This window comes from Verrucosispora sp. WMMD573, assembly GCF_027497175.1.
Taxonomy (GTDB): Bacteria; Actinomycetota; Actinomycetes; order Mycobacteriales; family Micromonosporaceae; genus Micromonospora.
This window is the reverse complement of the sequence record NZ_CP114901.1, coordinates 1100163-1117157: the sequence shown is the minus strand read 5'-3', so window position 1 is coordinate 1117157 and position 16995 is coordinate 1100163. Positions and strand designations below refer to the sequence as shown.

Annotated in this window: 19 protein-coding genes, 1 tRNA gene and 1 other RNA gene; 13 read left to right on the top strand and 8 right to left on the bottom strand. The window is 69.4% G+C overall.

Annotated elements, in window-relative coordinates; genetic code table 11:
- From O7601_RS05230 to O7601_RS05215, 4 genes are read right to left on the bottom strand one after another with little or no spacing between them, the layout of a single operon-like run.
- Positions 1 to 531, bottom strand: coding sequence for a hypothetical protein (locus O7601_RS05230; RefSeq protein ID WP_348650228.1), 531 nt, complete (start codon positions 529 to 531; stop codon positions 1 to 3).
- Positions 532 to 570: 39 nt separating this feature from the next.
- Complete coding sequence (locus O7601_RS05225) at positions 571 to 1128, bottom strand: hypothetical protein (protein WP_281565111.1); 558 nt, start codon at positions 1126 to 1128, stop codon at positions 571 to 573.
- A 43-nt stretch (positions 1129 to 1171) separates the two neighbouring features.
- Entirely contained in the window at positions 1172 to 1378 is a 207-nt protein-coding gene (locus tag O7601_RS05220; RefSeq protein WP_281565110.1) for a DUF397 domain-containing protein, read from the bottom strand.
- Positions 1369 to 2136 (bottom strand): helix-turn-helix transcriptional regulator, encoded by a 768-nt coding sequence (locus O7601_RS05215; RefSeq protein WP_281565109.1) that lies wholly within the window; start codon positions 2134 to 2136, stop codon positions 1369 to 1371. The genes O7601_RS05220 and O7601_RS05215 overlap by 10 nt, the downstream gene beginning before the upstream one ends.
- Positions 2137 to 2508: 372 nt before the next feature.
- Between O7601_RS05215 and O7601_RS29455 the strand changes: the two genes are divergently transcribed.
- Both O7601_RS29455 and O7601_RS05205 read left to right on the top strand, forming a co-directional pair.
- The gene (locus O7601_RS29455; protein ID WP_348650227.1) at positions 2509 to 2970 is read left to right on the top strand and encodes a hypothetical protein; all 462 of its coding nucleotides are present in this window, start codon (positions 2509 to 2511) and stop codon (positions 2968 to 2970) included.
- Positions 2967 to 3209: a flavin reductase gene (locus O7601_RS05205; protein WP_281565108.1), complete on the top strand. Its 243-nt coding sequence runs from the start codon at positions 2967 to 2969 to the stop codon at positions 3207 to 3209. The genes O7601_RS29455 and O7601_RS05205 overlap by 4 nt, the downstream gene beginning before the upstream one ends.
- A gap of 130 nt (positions 3210 to 3339) precedes the next feature.
- Here O7601_RS05205 and O7601_RS05200 read toward each other — a convergent pair whose 3' ends face one another.
- Entirely contained in the window at positions 3340 to 4410 is a 1071-nt protein-coding gene (locus tag O7601_RS05200) for a hypothetical protein (RefSeq protein WP_281565107.1), read from the bottom strand.
- Positions 4407 to 4772, bottom strand: coding sequence for a PadR family transcriptional regulator (locus O7601_RS05195; RefSeq protein WP_281565106.1), 366 nt, complete (start codon positions 4770 to 4772; stop codon positions 4407 to 4409). Before O7601_RS05195 ends, O7601_RS05200 begins: the two co-directional genes overlap by 4 nt.
- 152 nt (positions 4773 to 4924) lie before the next feature.
- On the opposite strand from O7601_RS05195, the gene O7601_RS05190 reads away from it, so the two are divergent.
- Genes O7601_RS05190 through msrA form a run of 3 tightly spaced genes read left to right on the top strand, consistent with a single transcriptional unit; the run spans position 4925 to position 6836 of the window.
- Positions 4925 to 5632: a DUF1223 domain-containing protein gene (locus tag O7601_RS05190; protein WP_281565105.1), complete on the top strand. Its 708-nt coding sequence runs from the start codon at positions 4925 to 4927 to the stop codon at positions 5630 to 5632.
- Positions 5629 to 6297: a redoxin gene (locus O7601_RS05185; protein WP_281565104.1), complete on the top strand. Its 669-nt coding sequence runs from the start codon at positions 5629 to 5631 to the stop codon at positions 6295 to 6297. Before O7601_RS05190 ends, O7601_RS05185 begins: the two co-directional genes overlap by 4 nt.
- A 26-nt stretch (positions 6298 to 6323) precedes the next feature.
- Positions 6324 to 6836 carry a peptide-methionine (S)-S-oxide reductase MsrA gene (gene msrA / locus O7601_RS05180; protein ID WP_281565103.1) on the top strand — a complete coding sequence of 171 codons (513 nt, stop codon included), beginning with the start codon at positions 6324 to 6326 and terminating at the stop codon, positions 6834 to 6836.
- A gap of 137 nt (positions 6837 to 6973) precedes the next feature.
- On the opposite strand, the gene O7601_RS05175 is transcribed toward msrA, so the two are convergent.
- Positions 6974 to 7058, bottom strand: a tRNA-Ser gene (locus tag O7601_RS05175).
- A gap of 81 nt (positions 7059 to 7139) precedes the next feature.
- Between O7601_RS05175 and ffs the strand changes: the two genes are divergently transcribed.
- Both ffs and O7601_RS05165 read left to right on the top strand, forming a co-directional pair.
- Positions 7140 to 7229: signal recognition particle sRNA small type (gene ffs / locus O7601_RS05170), an RNA gene on the top strand.
- 283 nt (positions 7230 to 7512) lie between these two features.
- Complete coding sequence (locus O7601_RS05165; RefSeq protein WP_281565102.1) at positions 7513 to 10239, top strand: DNA polymerase III subunit gamma and tau; 2727 nt, start codon at positions 7513 to 7515, stop codon at positions 10237 to 10239.
- Positions 10240 to 10570: 331 nt separating this feature from the next.
- Here O7601_RS05165 and O7601_RS05160 read toward each other — a convergent pair whose 3' ends face one another.
- Positions 10571 to 10834: a hypothetical protein gene (locus O7601_RS05160; protein WP_281565101.1), complete on the bottom strand. Its 264-nt coding sequence runs from the start codon at positions 10832 to 10834 to the stop codon at positions 10571 to 10573.
- Between the two features lie 709 nt (positions 10835 to 11543).
- Here O7601_RS05160 and O7601_RS05155 point away from each other — a divergent pair.
- The 6 genes from O7601_RS05155 (at position 11544) to O7601_RS05130 (ending at position 16962) form a co-directional block, all read left to right on the top strand.
- Positions 11544 to 11852 (top strand): YbaB/EbfC family nucleoid-associated protein, encoded by a 309-nt coding sequence (locus O7601_RS05155; RefSeq protein ID WP_247674451.1) that lies wholly within the window; start codon positions 11544 to 11546, stop codon positions 11850 to 11852.
- Positions 11853 to 11860: 8 nt separating this feature from the next.
- Positions 11861 to 12454: a recombination mediator RecR gene (gene recR / locus O7601_RS05150; RefSeq protein ID WP_093410030.1), complete on the top strand. Its 594-nt coding sequence runs from the start codon at positions 11861 to 11863 to the stop codon at positions 12452 to 12454.
- 99 nt (positions 12455 to 12553) lie between these two features.
- On the top strand, positions 12554 to 12991 hold the full coding sequence (locus tag O7601_RS05145) for a hypothetical protein (RefSeq protein ID WP_210940304.1): 438 nt from the start codon (positions 12554 to 12556) through the stop codon (positions 12989 to 12991).
- Positions 12992 to 13253: 262 nt separating this feature from the next.
- A complete protein-coding gene (locus O7601_RS05140; RefSeq protein ID WP_210940305.1) occupies positions 13254 to 14915 on the top strand; it encodes an ABC transporter substrate-binding protein in 1662 nt (553 codons plus the stop codon).
- Between the two features lie 77 nt (positions 14916 to 14992).
- A complete protein-coding gene (locus tag O7601_RS05135; protein WP_210940306.1) occupies positions 14993 to 15997 on the top strand; it encodes an ABC transporter permease in 1005 nt (334 codons plus the stop codon).
- Positions 15994 to 16962, top strand: coding sequence for an ABC transporter permease (locus O7601_RS05130; RefSeq protein ID WP_210940307.1), 969 nt, complete (start codon positions 15994 to 15996; stop codon positions 16960 to 16962). Before O7601_RS05135 ends, O7601_RS05130 begins: the two co-directional genes overlap by 4 nt.
- Positions 16963 to 16995: the final 33 nt, after the last annotated feature.

Here is a 16995-nt window from a genome sequence, read left to right as displayed (position 1 = left end):
TCAACAGGGGGCGTGACCCTCGATGAAGAGGCGGTGCGCCCAGTCGGCGTACCCGGCGATGATCTTGTGTACCGTCTGGCCGTCGTGCAGGAACAGGTAGGCGCGGTCGCCGTCGCGGGCGAGCAGGCCGTCGAAGCGGTACGTCCCCTGTGGAGCTTGCAGTTCGCGTACGGTCGGATAGCTCGCCCGGACCTCGGCGACGGGTGAGCCGGCCGCGATGCCCTCCGGGGTGCGGACCGGGTCGCCGGCCCAGAGCAGCACCAGCCGATCCTCGATGAAGATCGGGCTTATCTCGTCGTACCCGGCCAGCGTCGGGCCGCAGGCGTCGACGTCGGTACGCAGGATGCCGCGCCGGGTCAGCTCGCTCTCCGAGTCACCGAAGTCCACATCGGCCACTCCGTCGAGATCGACGACGCTCACCGACGCGACGGGCTCGCGGACGGCGATGGTGTCCGGTGGCATGACTCCGCTACCCGATGCCGAGGCAGCCAGAAGCAGTGCGGCGATGAAGCCGAATTGTCGCATTTTCATCAGAATCCCCCAGTCCCCAACGTGGCGGGGGCGCTGAGGTTATTGCCGAGCCTCCCATTCGTCGGCCAATTCGTCCCAGTAGTCGGCGCTGAGCCCTCGCCGCCCGTGCGCGAGCCATCCCTCGGTGCTCCGCTCGACGTGCAACCCCAGCTCGGCGAAGGGGTCGATCCACCGGCCCGGCTCCACGCCCAGCTCGATGAGTGCCGCGTTGATCGGCCACTCCGGGCGCGGCCCGTCGAACGCCGGGTCGAAGCGCGGCCCCCAGGTGAGGGCACCGTCGAGCCAGACCGCCGCGGCCTGGTGCCCGGCCCCACCGGCGAACTCCGCCTCGACGTACGCCAGCGGGCCGCGCAGCGACCAGCGGGCCAGGACCTCGGTGAGCGCGGGGGAGAGGATCAACTCGAACGGCTGCGCCGGGCCGGGGTCGTCGGTGAGGTAGTCCGGCGGGGTGCCGGTCAGCTCCAGCACGAGCTGCGGCGTGACCGGCAGCAACGCGAAGTCCTGCCGCAGCCCGCCGAGCACGGCATGATCCAGCTCGCGGGTCTCCTCGCGTAGCAGTTCGGCGTCCGCGACGACCGCGCTGAGCTGGTAACTCACCCGGCGTCCACAACCTGTGGATAGAACATGTGTACGACGGTGGTCAGGTCTTGTCGACGGTGGCGACGAAGGCACGCCACGCGGCCGGGCTGAAGACCAGTGCCGGGCCGGTCGGGTCCTTCGAGTCGCGTACGCCCACCACGTCGGGCAGGTTGCCGGCGACCTCGATGCAGGCGCCGCCGTTGCCGCTGCTGCGGCTGCTCTTGTGCCACCGGGCGCCGGCCAGCGCCGGGGTGTCGTTCAATGCCATGACTCCGCCACCTCCCTGATCAGGTCAACCGACTGCCAGTGTGAGAGCGTCTCGCCGCGCACGTTCTCCCACGCGGCAAGTATCGCCGCGATCTCGGCCTGCTCACTTACCACCTGACCCTGCAACTGGTTGTCCAGGTAGCCGGCGAGGCGGTGATCGGACGCGGTTGCGATGATGAACGGGCCGTTTAGCCCAGCGTATTCGCCCACTGTGGACGGCACCACATGTATCCGGATGTGCGGCCGGGTGGACGCCTCGGCGAGTGCCAGTAGCTGCTCGCGCATGACGGCCGGACCACCGACCGGCCGGCGCAGCACCGCCTCGTCCAGCACGGCGGTGAGCAGCGGCGGTTCCTCGCGGTGCAGGATCAACTGGCGGGACATCCGGTGGTCGACAAGCCGTGCCACCTCGCTGCGCGGGATCAGGCCGCCGCCGGCGAGGACCGCGCGGGCGTACGCCTCGGTCTGGAGCAGGCCGGGTAGGACGTTTGGCTCGAACCAGCGCAGCGTGGTCGCCTCGCGTTCGATCTCCTGCCAGGGGCGGAACCAGACCAGCGCCCGACGTCTCGAAATGTCCGGCCAAATGTCCGAGACATTCTTCTGGAGCGCGTCTGCCGCCGTGAGCCGGTGCCGGGCATGCGGGATCCGATCTTCGAGCAACCAGCGGCTCACCGTCTTCGGGTCGACACCGACGCGCTCGGCGAGCGACTCGATCGTGTGCCCGGTGTCCCGCAGCGCCACCCGCAGCGCGTCGTTCATGGCCGCCTCCCATCGGACGTCTCGAATATCCGCCGACCATACCCACACGCCATGTAGTTGTCCCGTTACCTACGGGAAGTTGGGGTATCGATGGCGCGGCCGGTGGAGGTTCATCCCCCTTGACCCGGCGGTCGTGACATCGGGGGGCCGCCGCCGGGCGAGCAACCACGGCGGCCCCCATCCACCACTGCTCGGCGGCGAAGTCGGGGTGAGCGGGCGCGGACCTCGCGGCTTCAACGAGCCGGCGCGGGGGAGGCACCCGCACCTGTATCGCCGGTCGAGCTGAGACCGCAGACGACTCAGCCCGCCCCCGGGACGCGGGCCGGGTGACCAGTGCAGACAGTTCGACCGCCGGACGGAGCGAGGTGACCAGTGCAGCAGCACAGCGCGAGCCGCCGGCCGCACCGTCGTCAGGTTGGACACGCTGCCGGCCGAGATGCTGCCGGCCGCGACGCCGTGGGTCGGGACGTCGTGGGCCGGGACGCCGGCGGTCGGGACTTCGTCGGCCGGGACGTGGTCGGGCCACATCCGTGCCGCCGGCCCGGTCCGTGCGTGTGCGCTGGCTCGATCAGTCCCGGGCAAGTTCTCCTGCTGACCCGCGCGGCATCTCCGCAGTTCGTCCGCCCGATCACGGTCCGGGTCATCCGGCACCGCACCGACCGGACCACCTATGACGGGTGGACCTGGATCGAGTGTTACCGGCTCGATGCCCGGGGCGACGCTGTGGAGCGCCGCGAGCTGTTCGTGATGCCGGCCGGCCTGATCCGCAGCGGTGATCACCGGCCGGAATCTCGCACCTGGTCAGGTCGTTCGGTCGAGGCGGTCCGTCGATGAGTCGCCGTCGCCCGGAGCACGTGCCGTCGCGACCGACGTGGCGTTGCCGCAACTGCGGCGTCAGGTGGCCGTGCAGCGCGGCCAAGCTCCGGCTGTTAGGCGAGTACCGGGAGGACCGGGCCGCGTTGCTGGTGCACCTCGCGGCACTGTACGTACAGGCCAGCGCGGAACTCGGTGACCCGACGTCAGCGGTCGGGCTGTTCGACCGCTTCGTGTCCTGGGCGCGTGTGCGAGGTTAGGAGGCTGTCCGCGTACCGCCAAGGGTGTCGGACGCCGTCGCCAGCGGAACTGGCGGGCGGCGGCGCATCGACCGGAGGCCGCGCGGCGTTGCCTGCGGCCTCCGTCCCCGTGCCGATCGGGTCGCCGTGCTCAGTTCGCCACGGCGACCTGATGTGGTGGTTGCTTGCCGGGCCGGGCGACGAGCACCGTCGCTACGGCGACCGCGAGACCGGCGATGGTCAGCCCGAGGATCAGCCAGGACGGTCCGAAGGGGTAGTAGTACTCGCCCGGGGTGAAGGCGCTGTGCACGGTGAGCAGGCCGCCGTCATCAACGCCGCCGTCGGCGCGGATCATCCGCACGGCGTTGCCGTACAGCGCGAGCGTCGGTAGCGCCAGCGCCAGCAGAGAGGTCCTCCAGAGCCCACCGGCGGTCATCCGCCGTCCAGGCGGCGCTGCCGCCATCTGGTACGCGACGGCCGCCGCGACGAGCCAGCCGACGACCAGCCCGACGGCCGTGCCAATGGCGACCAGGGGCAGGAAGGCTGTGGTACGGGTTGGCGTGGCGTCGATCGAGACTTGGCCGCCGTCGTCGGCGACATACGCGCGTACCTGGATGAGCAGGCCGTCGGACTCGGCGTCGAACCGGCTGCCACGCAATGTGGTCTCGGTGGTGGTGCCGTCCGAGTTGGCGGTGACCCGGCTCCCGGAGAGCGGAGTGGACCCGGAGACGGACCAACCCTCGTCGGCGAACCGCTGCCGGACCTGCTCGCCGTTCCAGGTGGCGGCGACAGACGCGGTCGCGTTGCTCCGGTCGGCGTGCCAGTTTGTCTGCACGCGGTACCGGCTCGCCCCGTCGAGCCCGCCGGCCAACTGCGTCAGGCGCGCCGCACTGTCGTCGTCGGGCAGGTCGGCGAAGGTCTGGGCGCCGAGCCAGGAGCCGGCGGCGGCACCGAAGCCGCCCATGACCAGTGCGGTGAGCAGCGCCGCGATCGCCATGAACGGCCGGCCGGCGGGCAGCCGGAAGCGCAGCCGCAGGCCGCTGATGATCAGGTGGAGAGCCTCACCGGCCCGGGGGCGACGCTGGCCTGGTTCCGCCATCTCCAGCAGCGTGGTCACCACCTCGGTACCGTGCCGCCGCCGGTGTCTGCGCGGATAGGCGAGCAGCAGCCTGTGGTAGCCACGCTCCAGGCGGTCGTCGGCGTTCGGCCAGGCCGCCGTCATCCGGTCACCGTGCCGAAGGTGGAGGTGCTCACCAGGCCGAAGCTCAGCGCGCCGCCCAGGCGCCTGCCCAACTGGATTTCGGCTGCGGCGGCGTGCCGGCGCAGCCGCTCGACCTGTGCCCGCAACGCGGCGGCCCCGGCGTCGCTGAGCCGGTAGTAGCGGCGCAGCCGGCCCTCGACGGCCTCTTCCCGGTCGACGGTGACCAGGCCCTGCTCGGCCAGCCGGTCCAGCGCACCGTAGAGGGTGCCCGGCCGCAGCTTGACCTCGCCCGCCGACAGCTCGTCGACCGCCCGGATCACCCCGTAACCGTGCAGCGGCTGCGCCGCCAGCGCGGTGAGGATCAGAAATGTGGGTTCCTGCATGAGTGGATACTACGTCAACCGTTATATAACGTCCACCGTTTTATCTGAGCTGTCCCTGCCTGGACGGTTGGGCTCTTCGCGGTTCGGACATGAACGCAGGCGTGGCGGGAAGGCAGTACGGCCAGCGAGACCGGACCGAGAGGACGCATGCCATGGCGGACGCATCGCGATCCGCAGCGGTGGACGGCGGATTCGCCGTCGTGGAGATGTTCACCTCCCAGGGCTGTGACAGCTGCCCGCCGGCCGAGGAGGTGCTGTCCGAGATCGAACGCACCGCCCGGGAGCGGGGCCAGCGTGTGTTCACCCTCGGCTTTCACGTCGACTACTGGGACCACCTGGGCTGGGCCGACCCGTACGGCGATCCGGCGCACACCCGTCGCCAGGAGGATTACGCACGCGCGTTCGGCGCCGGAGGGCTGTACACGCCGCAGATGGTGGTCAACGGCACCGTCGAGTTCGTCGGCTCCAACCAGCAGGCGGCGTCGTCGGCGATCACCTCCGCCCTGTCGGCAGCGCCTGTCGCGTCTCTGACGCTGTCGGTGGCGACCAGCGATGGCGGACGTCGGGTGGCGGTGGACTACCAGGTGGATCGGCCGCCCGCGTTGGGCATGGTGAATGTGGCGGTCGTGGAGGACGGATTGGAGAACGACGTACCCCGGGGTGAGAACGCTGGGCGGCGACTCCGGCAGGACGGCGTCGTCCGTACCTTCGCATCGGCGAATCTCAACCTGACCGACGGGCGGGTGGAGCTCGACGTGCCGGCGGAACTCGATCCCCGCCGAGCCATGGTTGTCGGCTACGTCCAGAACGACGGCGACCGGGCCATCGTCGGCGCCACGGCGGTGGAGGTGCCCGCATGACCATCGGCGTGACCGAGCAACTCCCTCCGATCACCGTCGATCGGTGGGTGAACTCGCCGCCGCTGACGCCCGACCATCTGCACGGCCGGGTGGTCCTGATCGACATCTGGGAGTACACCTGCGTCACCGACGGGCGACTCGTCGACAGGTGGGTTGGCGAGGGTGCCTACGAGCAGGTCGAGTCGGAGATCCGGCGGCTGCTCGGGATAAGGACACCGGGTATCGAGCTGCCGCCGGTCAGCGGTGAGACGACGGAGTTCGCCGCCACCGGCGAGCCCTCCTACCTCGGCATCACACCCGAGACCTACCTCGGCACCGACCGGGGCGTGCCGGGCAGTTACGCGGCGGCCGGCGACTGGCGCAGCGAGGGAGATCACGTCGAGCTGGCCAGTGGCGGCGGGGAACTCGGGTTACCTTTCGACGCCGGCGAGGTGAACCTCGTCGTCGACCCGGGGCCGGCCGGGCCGGCCAGCGTCCAGGTGCTGCTCGACGGGAACCCGATCGGCCCCGAGCGCGGCGCCGACGTCGGCCCGGACGGCGTGGCACCTATCGACCGGGCACGCATGATCCGACTCGTCGCCGGTGCGTCCCGGGGCGACCGGCTGTTGACGATCGTCGCCGACCAACCGGGTCTGCGTGCGTACGTCTTCACGTTTGGCCCGTAGATCTCTTCAGTGCAGGGAGGAAAGCGATGACGACGCAGAAGGCGATCCTGGCTGGCGGTTGCTTCTGGGGGATGCAGGATCTCATCCGCAAGCGGCCCGGCGTGGTCGACACCCGCGTCGGCTACACCGGCGGAGACGTGCCGAACGCGACGTACCTCAACCATGGCACGCACGCCGAGGCGATCGAGATCACCTATGACCCGGCGCAGGTGTCCTACCGGGACCTGCTGGAGTTCTTCTTCCAGATCCACGATCCGACCACGAAGAACCGGCAGGGCAACGACATCGGGGTGAGCTACCGGTCGGCCATCTTCTACTGCGACGACGAGCAGCGGAGCGAAGCCGAGGACACCATCGCCGACGTCGACGCCTCCGGCCTGTGGCCCGGCAAGGTGGTCACCGAGGTGAGCCCGGCCGGTCCCTTCTGGGAGGCCGAGCCGGAGCACCAGGACTACCTGGAGAAGCACCCGGGCGGCTACACCTGCCACTTCCCGCGGCCGGACTGGAAGCTGCCTCGGCGAGCTCAAAGTCGCACCTGACGCCCGGCGAGACCGATCCGACCGAGCAGTCCCGACGGTGCCGCTGGAGACGACAAGCGGGACGAGAGCGACGGTAGGGACGTTTCAGGGCCGGTCCCCTGAGGGGCCGGCCCTGTCGTTTTTCCTGCTCAGGTGAGCGGAGGATACGAGATTCGAACTCGTGAGGGTGTTAACCCAACACGCTTTCCAAGCGTGCGCCCTAGGCCTCTAGGCGAATCCTCCGCGAGTCAGGATACAGGTCCGCGCCGAGCCGCCCACCCCACCACCCCCTGAAGATCCATGGTCGGTCGGGTAGGCTGGGGGCACCTCCCGTGCGGCGGTATCTCGTGAACCTCCCCAGGGCCGGAAGGCAGCAAGGATAAGCGAGCTCTGCCGGGTGCACGGGGGGCCTTTCTGTCTCTGGCACCCTCGGGCGTTCTCGGGTGCTCTCCGGCGCTCGCTGGGTTCACCAGTTGCGGCATCTGAGGGCTTCCTGGCCGCCGGAGGCCGCGAGATGCCGCAACCGGAGTGGATCATCCCGGCAGCGCGCCCGTCGCGGCCTGCCGCAGCGAGAGCGGGTCACTCACCGGCGCGGCCTGCCGCAAGTCGGGCGGAGCACCCGGAGCAACCGGCGGGGTGGGTGGTCAGGCGGGCGAGGTCGGCGCAGAATGGCTCGGTCGAGAGGAGGCGGGACGCCGTGGCACTGGCGCTCTACCGCAAGTACCGGCCGCGTACCTTCGCCGAGGTCATCGGGCAGGAGCACGTCACCGAGCCGCTGTCGCAGGCGCTGCGTAGTGGACGGCTCAACCACGCGTACCTCTTCTCCGGCCCGCGCGGCTGCGGCAAGACCTCAAGCGCCCGCATCCTGGCCCGCTCGCTCAACTGCGAGCACGGACCCACCCCGGAGCCCTGCGGCACCTGCGACTCGTGTCGCTCGCTGGCCGGTGACGGGGCCGGCTCGATCGACGTCATCGAGATCGACGCGGCCAGCCACGGTGGCGTGGACGACGCCCGTGAGCTGCGGGAGAAGGCGTTCTTCGCGCCGGCCAACAGCCGCTTCAAGATCTATGTCATCGACGAGGCGCACATGGTCTCGTCGGCCGGCTTCAACGCCCTGCTCAAGCTGGTCGAGGAGCCCCCGGAGTACGTCAAGTTCATCTTCGCCACCACCGAGCCGGAGAAGGTCCTCGGCACCATCAAGTCGCGGACCCACCACTACCCGTTCCGACTGATCCCGCCGAAGGTGCTGCGGCCGTACCTTGAGCAGCTGACCCAGGCCGAGGGGGTGCCTGTCGAGCCGGCGGTGTTCCCGCTCGTGGTGCGCGCCGGTGGCGGCAGCGCCCGGGACAGCCTCTCCGTACTCGACCAGCTCATCGCCGGTGCCGGCCCCGACGGGGTGAGCTACGCCCGGGCCGCCGCGCTGCTCGGGGTGACCGACGCGGCGCTTATCGACGAGATGTGCGACGCCCTCGCCGCCGGGGACGGCGCCGCCGCGTACGCCACCGTCGACCGGGTCGCCGAGGCCGGGCACGACCCCCGCCGGTTCGCCGCCGACCTGTTGGAACGGCTCCGCGACCTGATCGTGCTCCAGCAGGTGCCCGACGCGGTGACCAAGGGCCTCATCGACGGGCCGGACGACCAGATCGAGCGGATGGCCGCGCAGGCCCAGCAGCTCGGGCCGGGCACCCTGTCCCGCTGCGCCGACATCGTGCACGACGGCCTGGTGGAGATGCGTGGCACCACCGCGCCCCGGCTGCTGCTGGAGTTGATCTGCGCCCGGATGCTGCTGCCCGGCGTCGACGACGGCACCGGCGGCCTGCTCCAGCGTCTCGAACGCATGGAACGCCGGCTCACCCTCGCCGGCACCGACGCGCCGCCGGCCACCGCCGGCTCCGCGCCCGCCACCAACCCCCCGACGGTACGGACCCAGCCTCCCGCCGCGCCCGCGGCTGCCGCCGCGAACCGGGCCGGGACCGGCGCTGCCGCGCCGGCTACCGCCACCTCGTCGAGCGCCGCCCCGCCTCCCGGTCGCGGCAACGCATCCTCGTCGGCCGATCGCGGCAATGGCCATTCCTCTGGTCACGATGCGTCGGCCGGTCCCGACGGCACGACTCAAGACGCCGGTCGTGACAGGGTGACCTCGACGGCCGGGGCGGGTACGGGAGGTACCACAGCCGGTGAGGGGGCCGACGCTGGTCGCCATGCCGGCATGAACGGGACCGCTGACGGTCCGGCCGTCGGCCCCAGTGACGGTCATCCAGGATGGTCGGGTGGCACTCAGGACGGTGCGACCAACGGTAGGGCCACGCCCCGGCGACCCGTGCCACAGTCGGCGGTCATGCCCGATCCGGCGACCCCGGAGCCGCCCCGCCCCGGCGCGGTGAGCCCCGGCGTACTGGACGCGGTCGCGGTGCGCCGGGTCTGGCCGGAGGTGGTCGGCAAGGTCAACCGGAGCAACAAGCGGATCGCCGCGCTGATGCGCGACGCGGTCGTCCGTGACCTCGACGGGGACACCCTCGTGCTGACCGTGAAGTCGGCAGTGTTGGCCCGGATGATGTCCGACCACGCGCAGGTGCTCACCGACGCGCTCTACGAGGAGTTGGGCGGACGCTGGCAGATCCGCTGCGAGGTCGCTGGCCAGGCCGGCGCGGCCGCGCCCGCCCCCCGCCCGACGCCCGCCCAGGCCGCTGTTCCGAGCAGTCCCGCGCCCGCCGAGGATCGCGGCATCCGGCGGCCACCGTCGGCCGCCGGACGCACGGGACACTCCGGTGATACGGCTGCGTCCGAGGAGGAGGATTGGCCCGAGCCGGCCCGCCCCGGCGGCTCCGCCCCGAGTACCGGGATCGCTAAGGGCACGGGGCAGGAGAACTCGGGCGCCGGCGGGACCGGTGCGTCGCAGGGCGACTGGCCGAAGACGGCCCCTCTCGGCGGCGCGGCCTCGGCCGGCCCGCCTCGCTCAGCCACCGCACCTGACGCGGGCCCCCTACCGCCGGGACAGAGTGCTGGGCCATCCGGGGGACAGAGTGCTGCCGCAGCGTCGGCGGGGCGGATGCCATCCGCCCCGCCACAGCCTTCCACACCGGCAACTAGAGGCTCAGGGGCAGCCCCGGCGAGCAATGCACTCGCGGCGGCGCGGGCGGCTGCTGCGGGGCGTGGCTCGCGTGCTGCGGCGACTTGGCAGGCTGCGGACGCCGATTGGGCGGGCGAGCCGCCGTACGACCCGGACTACGACGGGCCGGTGACCGGGGGCAAGATACGGCCCTCCGCTGCTCCCACCTACGAGGGGTTCGACCCGGGCGATGAGCCGCTGGACGAGGTACTGGACGAGCGAACGGCCCGGGAGTCCAGCGAGGAACAGGCGGTACGGCTGTTCAAGGAGGCATTCGGCGGCGCTGAGAAGATCGACGAGACCAACGCTCGATAGTAGCCATATTGGGTTCCCGGCGGAATCGTCTCCGGCGCTTCCGCTCGGTGCGGGAACGGACTCTTTGAATTCGTCCGTCCGAATCGGGAGGGCGTCGAGTGGCAGTGGGTAGAGAGAGAGCAAATCTCCGAAGCTGTCTGATCTCCGCGTATTGAGAAGTTCTCAGGGTAGTGGAACAGAACCGCCTAGTGGGCGCAGCGGGCGAGCTGGCATTATTTATGATCGGGCGGCGGCGCCGCGCTGGCGGGAATGCAATCCCCGCCAGCGCATCGGGCCTGGCTGTCGATCGGGACCGATGTAATGCGGAACCCGGTGAATCGCCGAAATCAGATCACGGGCCGCCCGTGCAGCTCACGTGAGTGACCTTCGCCGTCTGCAGATTGGTGATCTTGTACCACCCCGAACCCCTGATGTAGCTGGTCCCGTTGACCGTCACCCACAACGTGCAGCCGCTCGGTACGCCGTAGGCGTCTACGTCGACGCTGCCACCACCCAGCTTGCCGCCGGGAGCGACCCGTCTCTTGTCCTTGACGCAGGTCGCGGTCCAGGAGGCGTACGTCGAGTCACCGCAGGTCCAGTTGAGCGAAGCGTCCACCCACTGGCTTGAGTTGTTGTGGACCTCCCCGCACGGAGTCGGCGGGATCGAGCTACAGCCACCCAGTGTCCCGATCGGCTGCTCGGGTGCCGGACTGCTCTCTTCGGCGACTGTGGCCGCACCATCCACGGACGGTGCGGCGCTCACCGGCGTCTGAGCGAGGAACAACGATGCGGCACCGAGCCCGGCTACGATTAGATACCTGGCAAGTAACTTCAAAATCCTGATCCCTTCGCGTTTTCCTTGATTGTGGACGCGCTAGAGGCGCGCGCGTTAATCGTCCAAATGCGGGCGCGCGCCAGCATTTGAACGGTAATGAAAGGAGATGGAGATCGCCTACGCATTTGTGTCGGTCATGACCGATTCGCTCGCGTTTTGGCGGCTTTCGAAGTTGCTGCCAATGAATCACCTACCCCCGTAGTTAAATCGACCATAGTCTTCGTTTAGTTGGAAGTCAAGCGCGTTTGATGTGGCCTTTTAGTGAGCCCGGTATCGGCGTTGCCTCCCGCCCTGTAATTGATCAGCCACCGCGATCATCGCGAGTGGCTGGTCCGGCTGGTGCCGCGGCGCCTTGGGCGGCTTTGAGTCGCGAGGTCCGGCCCGCCGAGGATGTCCGGCGCGGCATCGCCCCCCTCACCTGGATAGGCTGAGCGGCGGCCGAGCAAACGAGACGAAGGAGCGATCCGTGCGCCCTGGTGGACAGCCGAACATGCAGCAGATGCTGAAGCAGGCGCAGAAGATGCAGCAGCAGATCGCCAAGGCACAGGCGGAGCTGGCCGAGGCCGAGGTGACCGGCACCGCCGGCGGCGGCCTGGTCACCGCTGTCGTCACCGGTTCCGGTGAGGTCAAGAGCATCAAGATCGACCCGAAGGCTGTCGACCCGGACGACGTGGAGACCCTGGAGGATCTCGTCGTCGCCGCGCTACACAACGCCACCGAGGCGGCTCGCGAGCTGACCGAGCAGAAGATGGGCCCGGTCGCGGGCGGGATGGGCGGCCTCGGCCTGCCCGGGTTCTGAGCCCACAGATGTACGAGGGCGCCATCCAGGATCTGATCGACGAGCTGGGCCGACTGCCGGGCGTGGGCCCCAAGAGTGCCCAGCGGATCGCCTTTCACGTGCTGTCCGCCGACCCGGCCGACATCAACCGGCTGGCCGGCGCGCTGCGCAAGGTCAAGGAGCTGGTGCGGTTCTGCACCAGCTGCTACAACGTCGCCGAGTCCGACCAGTGCCGGATCTGCCGCGACCCGCGCCGCACCGACGAGGTGATCTGCGTGGTCGAGGAGCCGAAGGACGTGGTGGCGATCGAGCGGACCGGTGAGTTCCGCGGCCGGTACCACGTGCTCGGCGGGGCGATCAATCCGCTGGAGGGCATCGGGCCGGACAATCTGCGCATCCGCGAGTTGATGACCCGTCTCGGCGGCGGCGCGATTCGTGAGCTGATCCTGGCCACCGACCCGAACACCGAGGGCGAGGCGACTGCGACCTACCTCGCGCTGATGGTGAAGCCGATGGGGATCGCGGTGACCCGGCTGGCCAGCGGGCTACCGGTCGGCGGCGACCTGGAGTACGCCGACGAGATCACCCTGGGCCGGGCGTTCGAGGGCCGCCGCGCCGTGTGACGGATCCGCCGAGCGGCGGCCCGTGGGGGTTGCCCGTCGGCGGTGACGTGCTGGTAGTGGCCGGCCCCACCGGTTGCCTGCGGCGCGAGGGAGGTCGAGGTGCGGCAGGAACGGGACGAGCGGCCTTGGGCACCCTCGGTGCTGGCTGCTCTGTTGGTGCTTGCCGTGCTGGCCGGTTGGTGGTGTGTCGCGGGAAAGATGCGCCAGTTCCGCGAGGCGAGCGACCGCGGCGAGACGGCGGCTGCGGCGGAACTCGACCGACGGGCTGGCGACTACGCCGAGGCGGCGGTCGCCGCCGGGGCAGGGACGTCCGACGACCGGTTGCGCGACCTGGCCGCCGAGCGGCAGGTGGAGATCTGGGAGATCCGCCGAGAGCCGGCACTGTCGCTGGTCGTCCAGTCGACCGAGGCCTACGGTCCCTGGCCGGACGGACTGTTGCAGCTGTGCCATCGACTTGATTTCCGGGGGCTGGGCACCCCGGATGCCGGCTTCGATCTGGTACGTCTGCCCTCGTGCCCAGCCCCGCCGACGCCGTAAGAGGTGCCGGGTCGACGGTATGACACACTGCTGATGTTCTGCCCAATCGATGTAACAGAATGATATCGATTGTTTGGGGCTATTGAGCGCTTTTGTCCGTGCGCCTGCTGGTCCGCGTGACCGGGGCCAGGCACTAAGGACACGATCCGGTACCAAGAGCTTCCAGCGCCGTTTCCCGCCGGTCCGAACGGGAGCTAAGGTCACGGCCATCGGTGACCCTGTCACCACGTTGTCCGTACCCCCAAGGACGAGGTGAAGCACCATGCGTGCATCCAGGCCGAAGGTCGCTATCGCGGCCGTGGCGGCCGCGGCCCTCGCGGTTGCAGGCTGTGCCGAGAGCGACCGCGAAGGTTCCGGCGGTAGTAAGAACGAGACGCTCGTCTTCGGCGTCGCTTCTGACCCGAAGGTGCTCGACCCGAGCTTCGCCAGTGACGGTGAGTCGCTGCGCGTGGCCCGCCAGGTGTTCGAGACGCTGGTTCGCCCGGAAGAGGGCGGCACGACGGTCAGCCCCGGCCTCGCCGAGTCGTGGGAGCCGGACGCCGCCGGTACGACCTGGACGTTCAAGCTGCGGTCCGGCGTGAAGTTCCACGACGGCACCGACTTCAACGCCGAGGCCGTCTGCGCCAACTTCGACCGTTGGTACAACGCCAAGGGCCTGATGCAGAGCCCGGACGTGACCGCCTACTGGCAGGACGTCATGGGTGGCTTCGCCGCCAACGAGGACGACACCCTCGGTGAGAGCCTTTTCAAGTCCTGCTCTGCCACCGACCCCACCACGGTCGCGCTGACCTTCAGCCGGGTTTCCAGCAAGATCCCGGCCGCCCTGATGCTGCCGTCCTTCTCCATGCACAGCCCGAAGGCGCTCCAGGAGTACGACGCCAGCAACGTAGGCGGTAGTGCGGACGACATCAAGTACCCCGTGTACGCGACCGAGCACCCGACCGGTACCGGCCCGTTCAAGTTCAAGACCTGGGACATCGCGAACAAGACGCTGACCCTGGAGCGGAACGAGGACTACTGGGGCGACAAGGCCAAGCTGAAGAGCCTGATCTTCAAGACCATCTCGGACGAGAACGCCCGTAAGCAGGAGTTGAGCTCCGGCGGCATCCAGGGTTACGACCTGGTCGGCCCGGCCGACGTCGAGCCGCTCAAGAACGAGGGCTTCAACGTCCTGACCCGGCCCGCCTTCAACATCCTCTACCTGGGCATCAACCAGAAGGGGAACCCGAAGCTGGCCGACCTGAAGGTCCGGCAGGCGCTCGCCCACGCCATCAACCGTCAGGCGCTTGTCGACTCGAAGCTGCCCCCGGGCGCCCAGGTCGCGGTGAACTTCTTCCCCGACACGGTCGAGGGCTGGAACGGCGACGTCACCAAGTACGAGTACGACGTCGAGAAGGCCAAGTCGCTGCTGGCCGAGGCCGGCGCGTCGGACCTGACCCTGCGGTTCCACTACCCGACCGAGGTCACCCGGCCCTACATGCCGAACCCGAAGGACCTGTTCGAGCTGGTCTCGGCGGACCTGCAGGCGGCCGGCATCAAGATCGAGCCGATCCCGCTGAAGTGGAGCCCGGACTACCTCAACGCCACCACCTCCGGGGACAAGCACGACCTGCACTTCCTCGGGTGGACCGGTGACTACGGCGACGGCTACAACTTCATCGGTACGTTCTTCGACCGGCAGAAGGACGAGTGGGGCTTCAACAACCAGGCCCTGTTCGACAAGTTCCGTCAGGCGGACACCACTGCGGACCAGGCGGCCCGGGTGGCGCTCTACAAGGAGCTGAACGCCGACATCATGAACTTCCTGCCCGGTGTGCCGATCTCGCACTCGCCGCCGGCCATCGTGTTCGGCAAGGACGTGACCGGGGTCAAGGCGAGCCCGCTCACCGACGAGCGGTTCGCCACCGCTGAGTTCAAGTCCTGATCTGACGCACCGACCACGGGCGGGCGCTGTGACCCACAGCGCCCGCCCGTGATCCCTTGCCCCCTTCCGAGGCCGCCGTGTTCCGGTTCATCGTCAGACGCCTGCTTCAGCTGATACCCACGCTGTTCGGGCTCTCCATCCTGTTGTTCATCTGGCTCCGGCGACTGCCCGGAGGCCCCGAGACCGCCATTCTCGGCGAGCGGGGCACGCCCGAGATGCGCGCCGCGATCCGCCGCAATCTCGGTCTCGACGAGCCGATCCTGATCCAGTACGGCCGGTTCGTCCGCCGGATGATCCGCCTCGACCTGGGTACGTCCATCTCGACGAAGCGCGAGGTGACGACGGAGTTCCTGCAACGATTCCCTGGCACCGTCGAGCTGACCATCACCGCGATGGTGATCGCGATCGGCATCGGCATCCCGCTGGGCTACCTGGCCGCCCGCCGGCGCGGCCGGTTCCTCGACCACGCCTCCGTCGGCGGATCGCTGATCGGCATCTGCATCCCGGTCTTCTTCCTGGCGTACATCCTCAAGGCGATCTTCTCGGAGAACCTCGGCTGGTTCCCCTCCAGCGGCCGGCAGGACCCGACCATCGACGCCACCCGGATCACCAACTTCTTCGTGCTCGACGGGCTGATGACCCGGGAGTGGGACGCCGCCGCCGACGCGCTCATGCATCTCGTGCTGCCAGGGGTGGCGCTGGCCAGCATTCCGCTGGCGATCATCGTCCGGATCACCCGGGCCAGCGTGCTTGAGGTGCTCAACGAGGACTTCGTGCGTACCGCCGAGGCCAAGGGCCTGACCGAGAACGTGGTCCGTCGCCGGCACGTGCTGCGAAACGCCATGCTTCCGGTCGCCACCTCGATCGGTCTGCTCACCGGTGGTCTGCTCTCCGGCGCGGTGCTCACCGAGACTGTGTTCGCGTTCAGCGGGATCGGCGCCTTCCTCGCCGATTCGATCGATCAGCGCGACTATCCGGTGCTGATGGGCTTCATCATGATCATCGCGGTGGTCTACGTGTTGGTGAACCTGATGGTGGACCTCTCCTACAGCCTGATCGACCCGAGGGTGAGGGTCCGATGACGACCATCGGCGGGAAGAAGCGCGAGAAGATCGACCGGCTCGCCGAACTCGCCGCCCGCGACGAGGAGCGAGGGGTCAGCCTCTGGCAGGACGCCTTCCGCCGGCTGCGGCGCAACCCGGCGGCCATCGTCGGCGCGGTGATCCTGGCCATCTTCGTGCTGGTGGCGGTCGTCGGCCCGTTCTTCGTGCCGTACGGCCCGAAGGACACCATCGGCATCCGCGAGGGCGTGGTCCGGGTGGGGCAGGGGATGATCCCCGGTCACTCGGCCGAGCACTGGCTCGGCTACGACCACCAGGGCCGGGACGTCTTCAGCCGGATGATCGTCGGGGCCCGACAGACCCTGCTGGTCGGCGTGGTCGCCACCCTGATCGGTCTTGCCGTGGGTGCGCTGATCGGTGGCGTCGCCGGTGCCGCCGCCGGCCTCGGTGGCCGGTTGGGCCGCTGGGTGGACACCGTCCTGATGCGCTTCATCGACATGCTGCTGGCCATGCCGAGCCTGCTGCTCGCGGTGAGCATCGCCGCACTGCTCGGGCCGAGCCTGACCACCGTGATGATCGCGGTCGGGATGGTCTCGGTGCCGGTCTTCGCCCGGCTGCTGCGTGGCTCGATGATCGCCCAGTCCAACAGCGACTACGTGCTGGCCGCCACCTCGCTCGGCGTCCGCAAGTCCAAGATCGCGCTGGCCCACGTGCTGCCGAACTCGCTCGCTCCGGTCATCGTGCAGGCCACCCTGACGCTGGCCACCGCGATCATCGAGGCCGCCGCGCTGTCCTTCCTCGGACTCGGCAACCCCGACTCGGCCACCCCCGAGTGGGGCGTGATGCTTGCCGACGCGCAGCAGTGGCTCGGCATCCGGCCAGCCCTCGCCATCTACCCGGCGGTCGCCATCATCATCACCGCGCTGGGGTTCACCCTGCTCGGTGAGGCGATGCGTGAAGCCCTCGACCCGAAGCTGCGGAAGTAGGTGTGCCTAGCATGAACAGTGCGTATGCGACTT

What these genes read in the sequence shown, in the direction of transcription:
- O7601_RS05220 (WP_281565110.1), bottom strand. Translation starts at nt 1,378, where the DNA reads ATGGCATTGAACGACACCCCGGCGCTGGCCGGCGCCCGGTGGCACAAG.
- msrA (WP_281565103.1), top strand. Translation starts at nt 6,324, where the DNA reads ATGACGACGCAGAAGGCGATCCTGGCTGGCGGTTGCTTCTGGGGGATG.
- O7601_RS05190 (WP_281565105.1), top strand. Translation starts at nt 4,925, where the DNA reads ATGGCGGACGCATCGCGATCCGCAGCGGTGGACGGCGGATTCGCCGTC.
- O7601_RS05200 (WP_281565107.1), bottom strand. Translation starts at nt 4,410, where the DNA reads ATGACGGCGGCCTGGCCGAACGCCGACGACCGCCTGGAGCGTGGCTAC.
- O7601_RS05195 (WP_281565106.1), bottom strand. Translation starts at nt 4,772, where the DNA reads ATGCAGGAACCCACATTTCTGATCCTCACCGCGCTGGCGGCGCAGCCG.
- O7601_RS05205 (WP_281565108.1), top strand. Translation starts at nt 2,967, where the DNA reads ATGAGTCGCCGTCGCCCGGAGCACGTGCCGTCGCGACCGACGTGGCGT.
- O7601_RS05185 (WP_281565104.1), top strand. Translation starts at nt 5,629, where the DNA reads ATGACCATCGGCGTGACCGAGCAACTCCCTCCGATCACCGTCGATCGG.
- O7601_RS05140 (WP_210940305.1), top strand. Translation starts at nt 13,254, where the DNA reads ATGCGTGCATCCAGGCCGAAGGTCGCTATCGCGGCCGTGGCGGCCGCG.
- O7601_RS05230 (WP_348650228.1), bottom strand. Translation starts at nt 531, where the DNA reads ATGAAAATGCGACAATTCGGCTTCATCGCCGCACTGCTTCTGGCTGCC.
- O7601_RS05215 (WP_281565109.1), bottom strand. Translation starts at nt 2,136, where the DNA reads ATGAACGACGCGCTGCGGGTGGCGCTGCGGGACACCGGGCACACGATC.
- recR (WP_093410030.1), top strand. Translation starts at nt 11,861, where the DNA reads ATGTACGAGGGCGCCATCCAGGATCTGATCGACGAGCTGGGCCGACTG.
- O7601_RS05130 (WP_210940307.1), top strand. Translation starts at nt 15,994, where the DNA reads ATGACGACCATCGGCGGGAAGAAGCGCGAGAAGATCGACCGGCTCGCC.
- O7601_RS05155 (WP_247674451.1), top strand. Translation starts at nt 11,544, where the DNA reads ATGCAGCAGATGCTGAAGCAGGCGCAGAAGATGCAGCAGCAGATCGCC.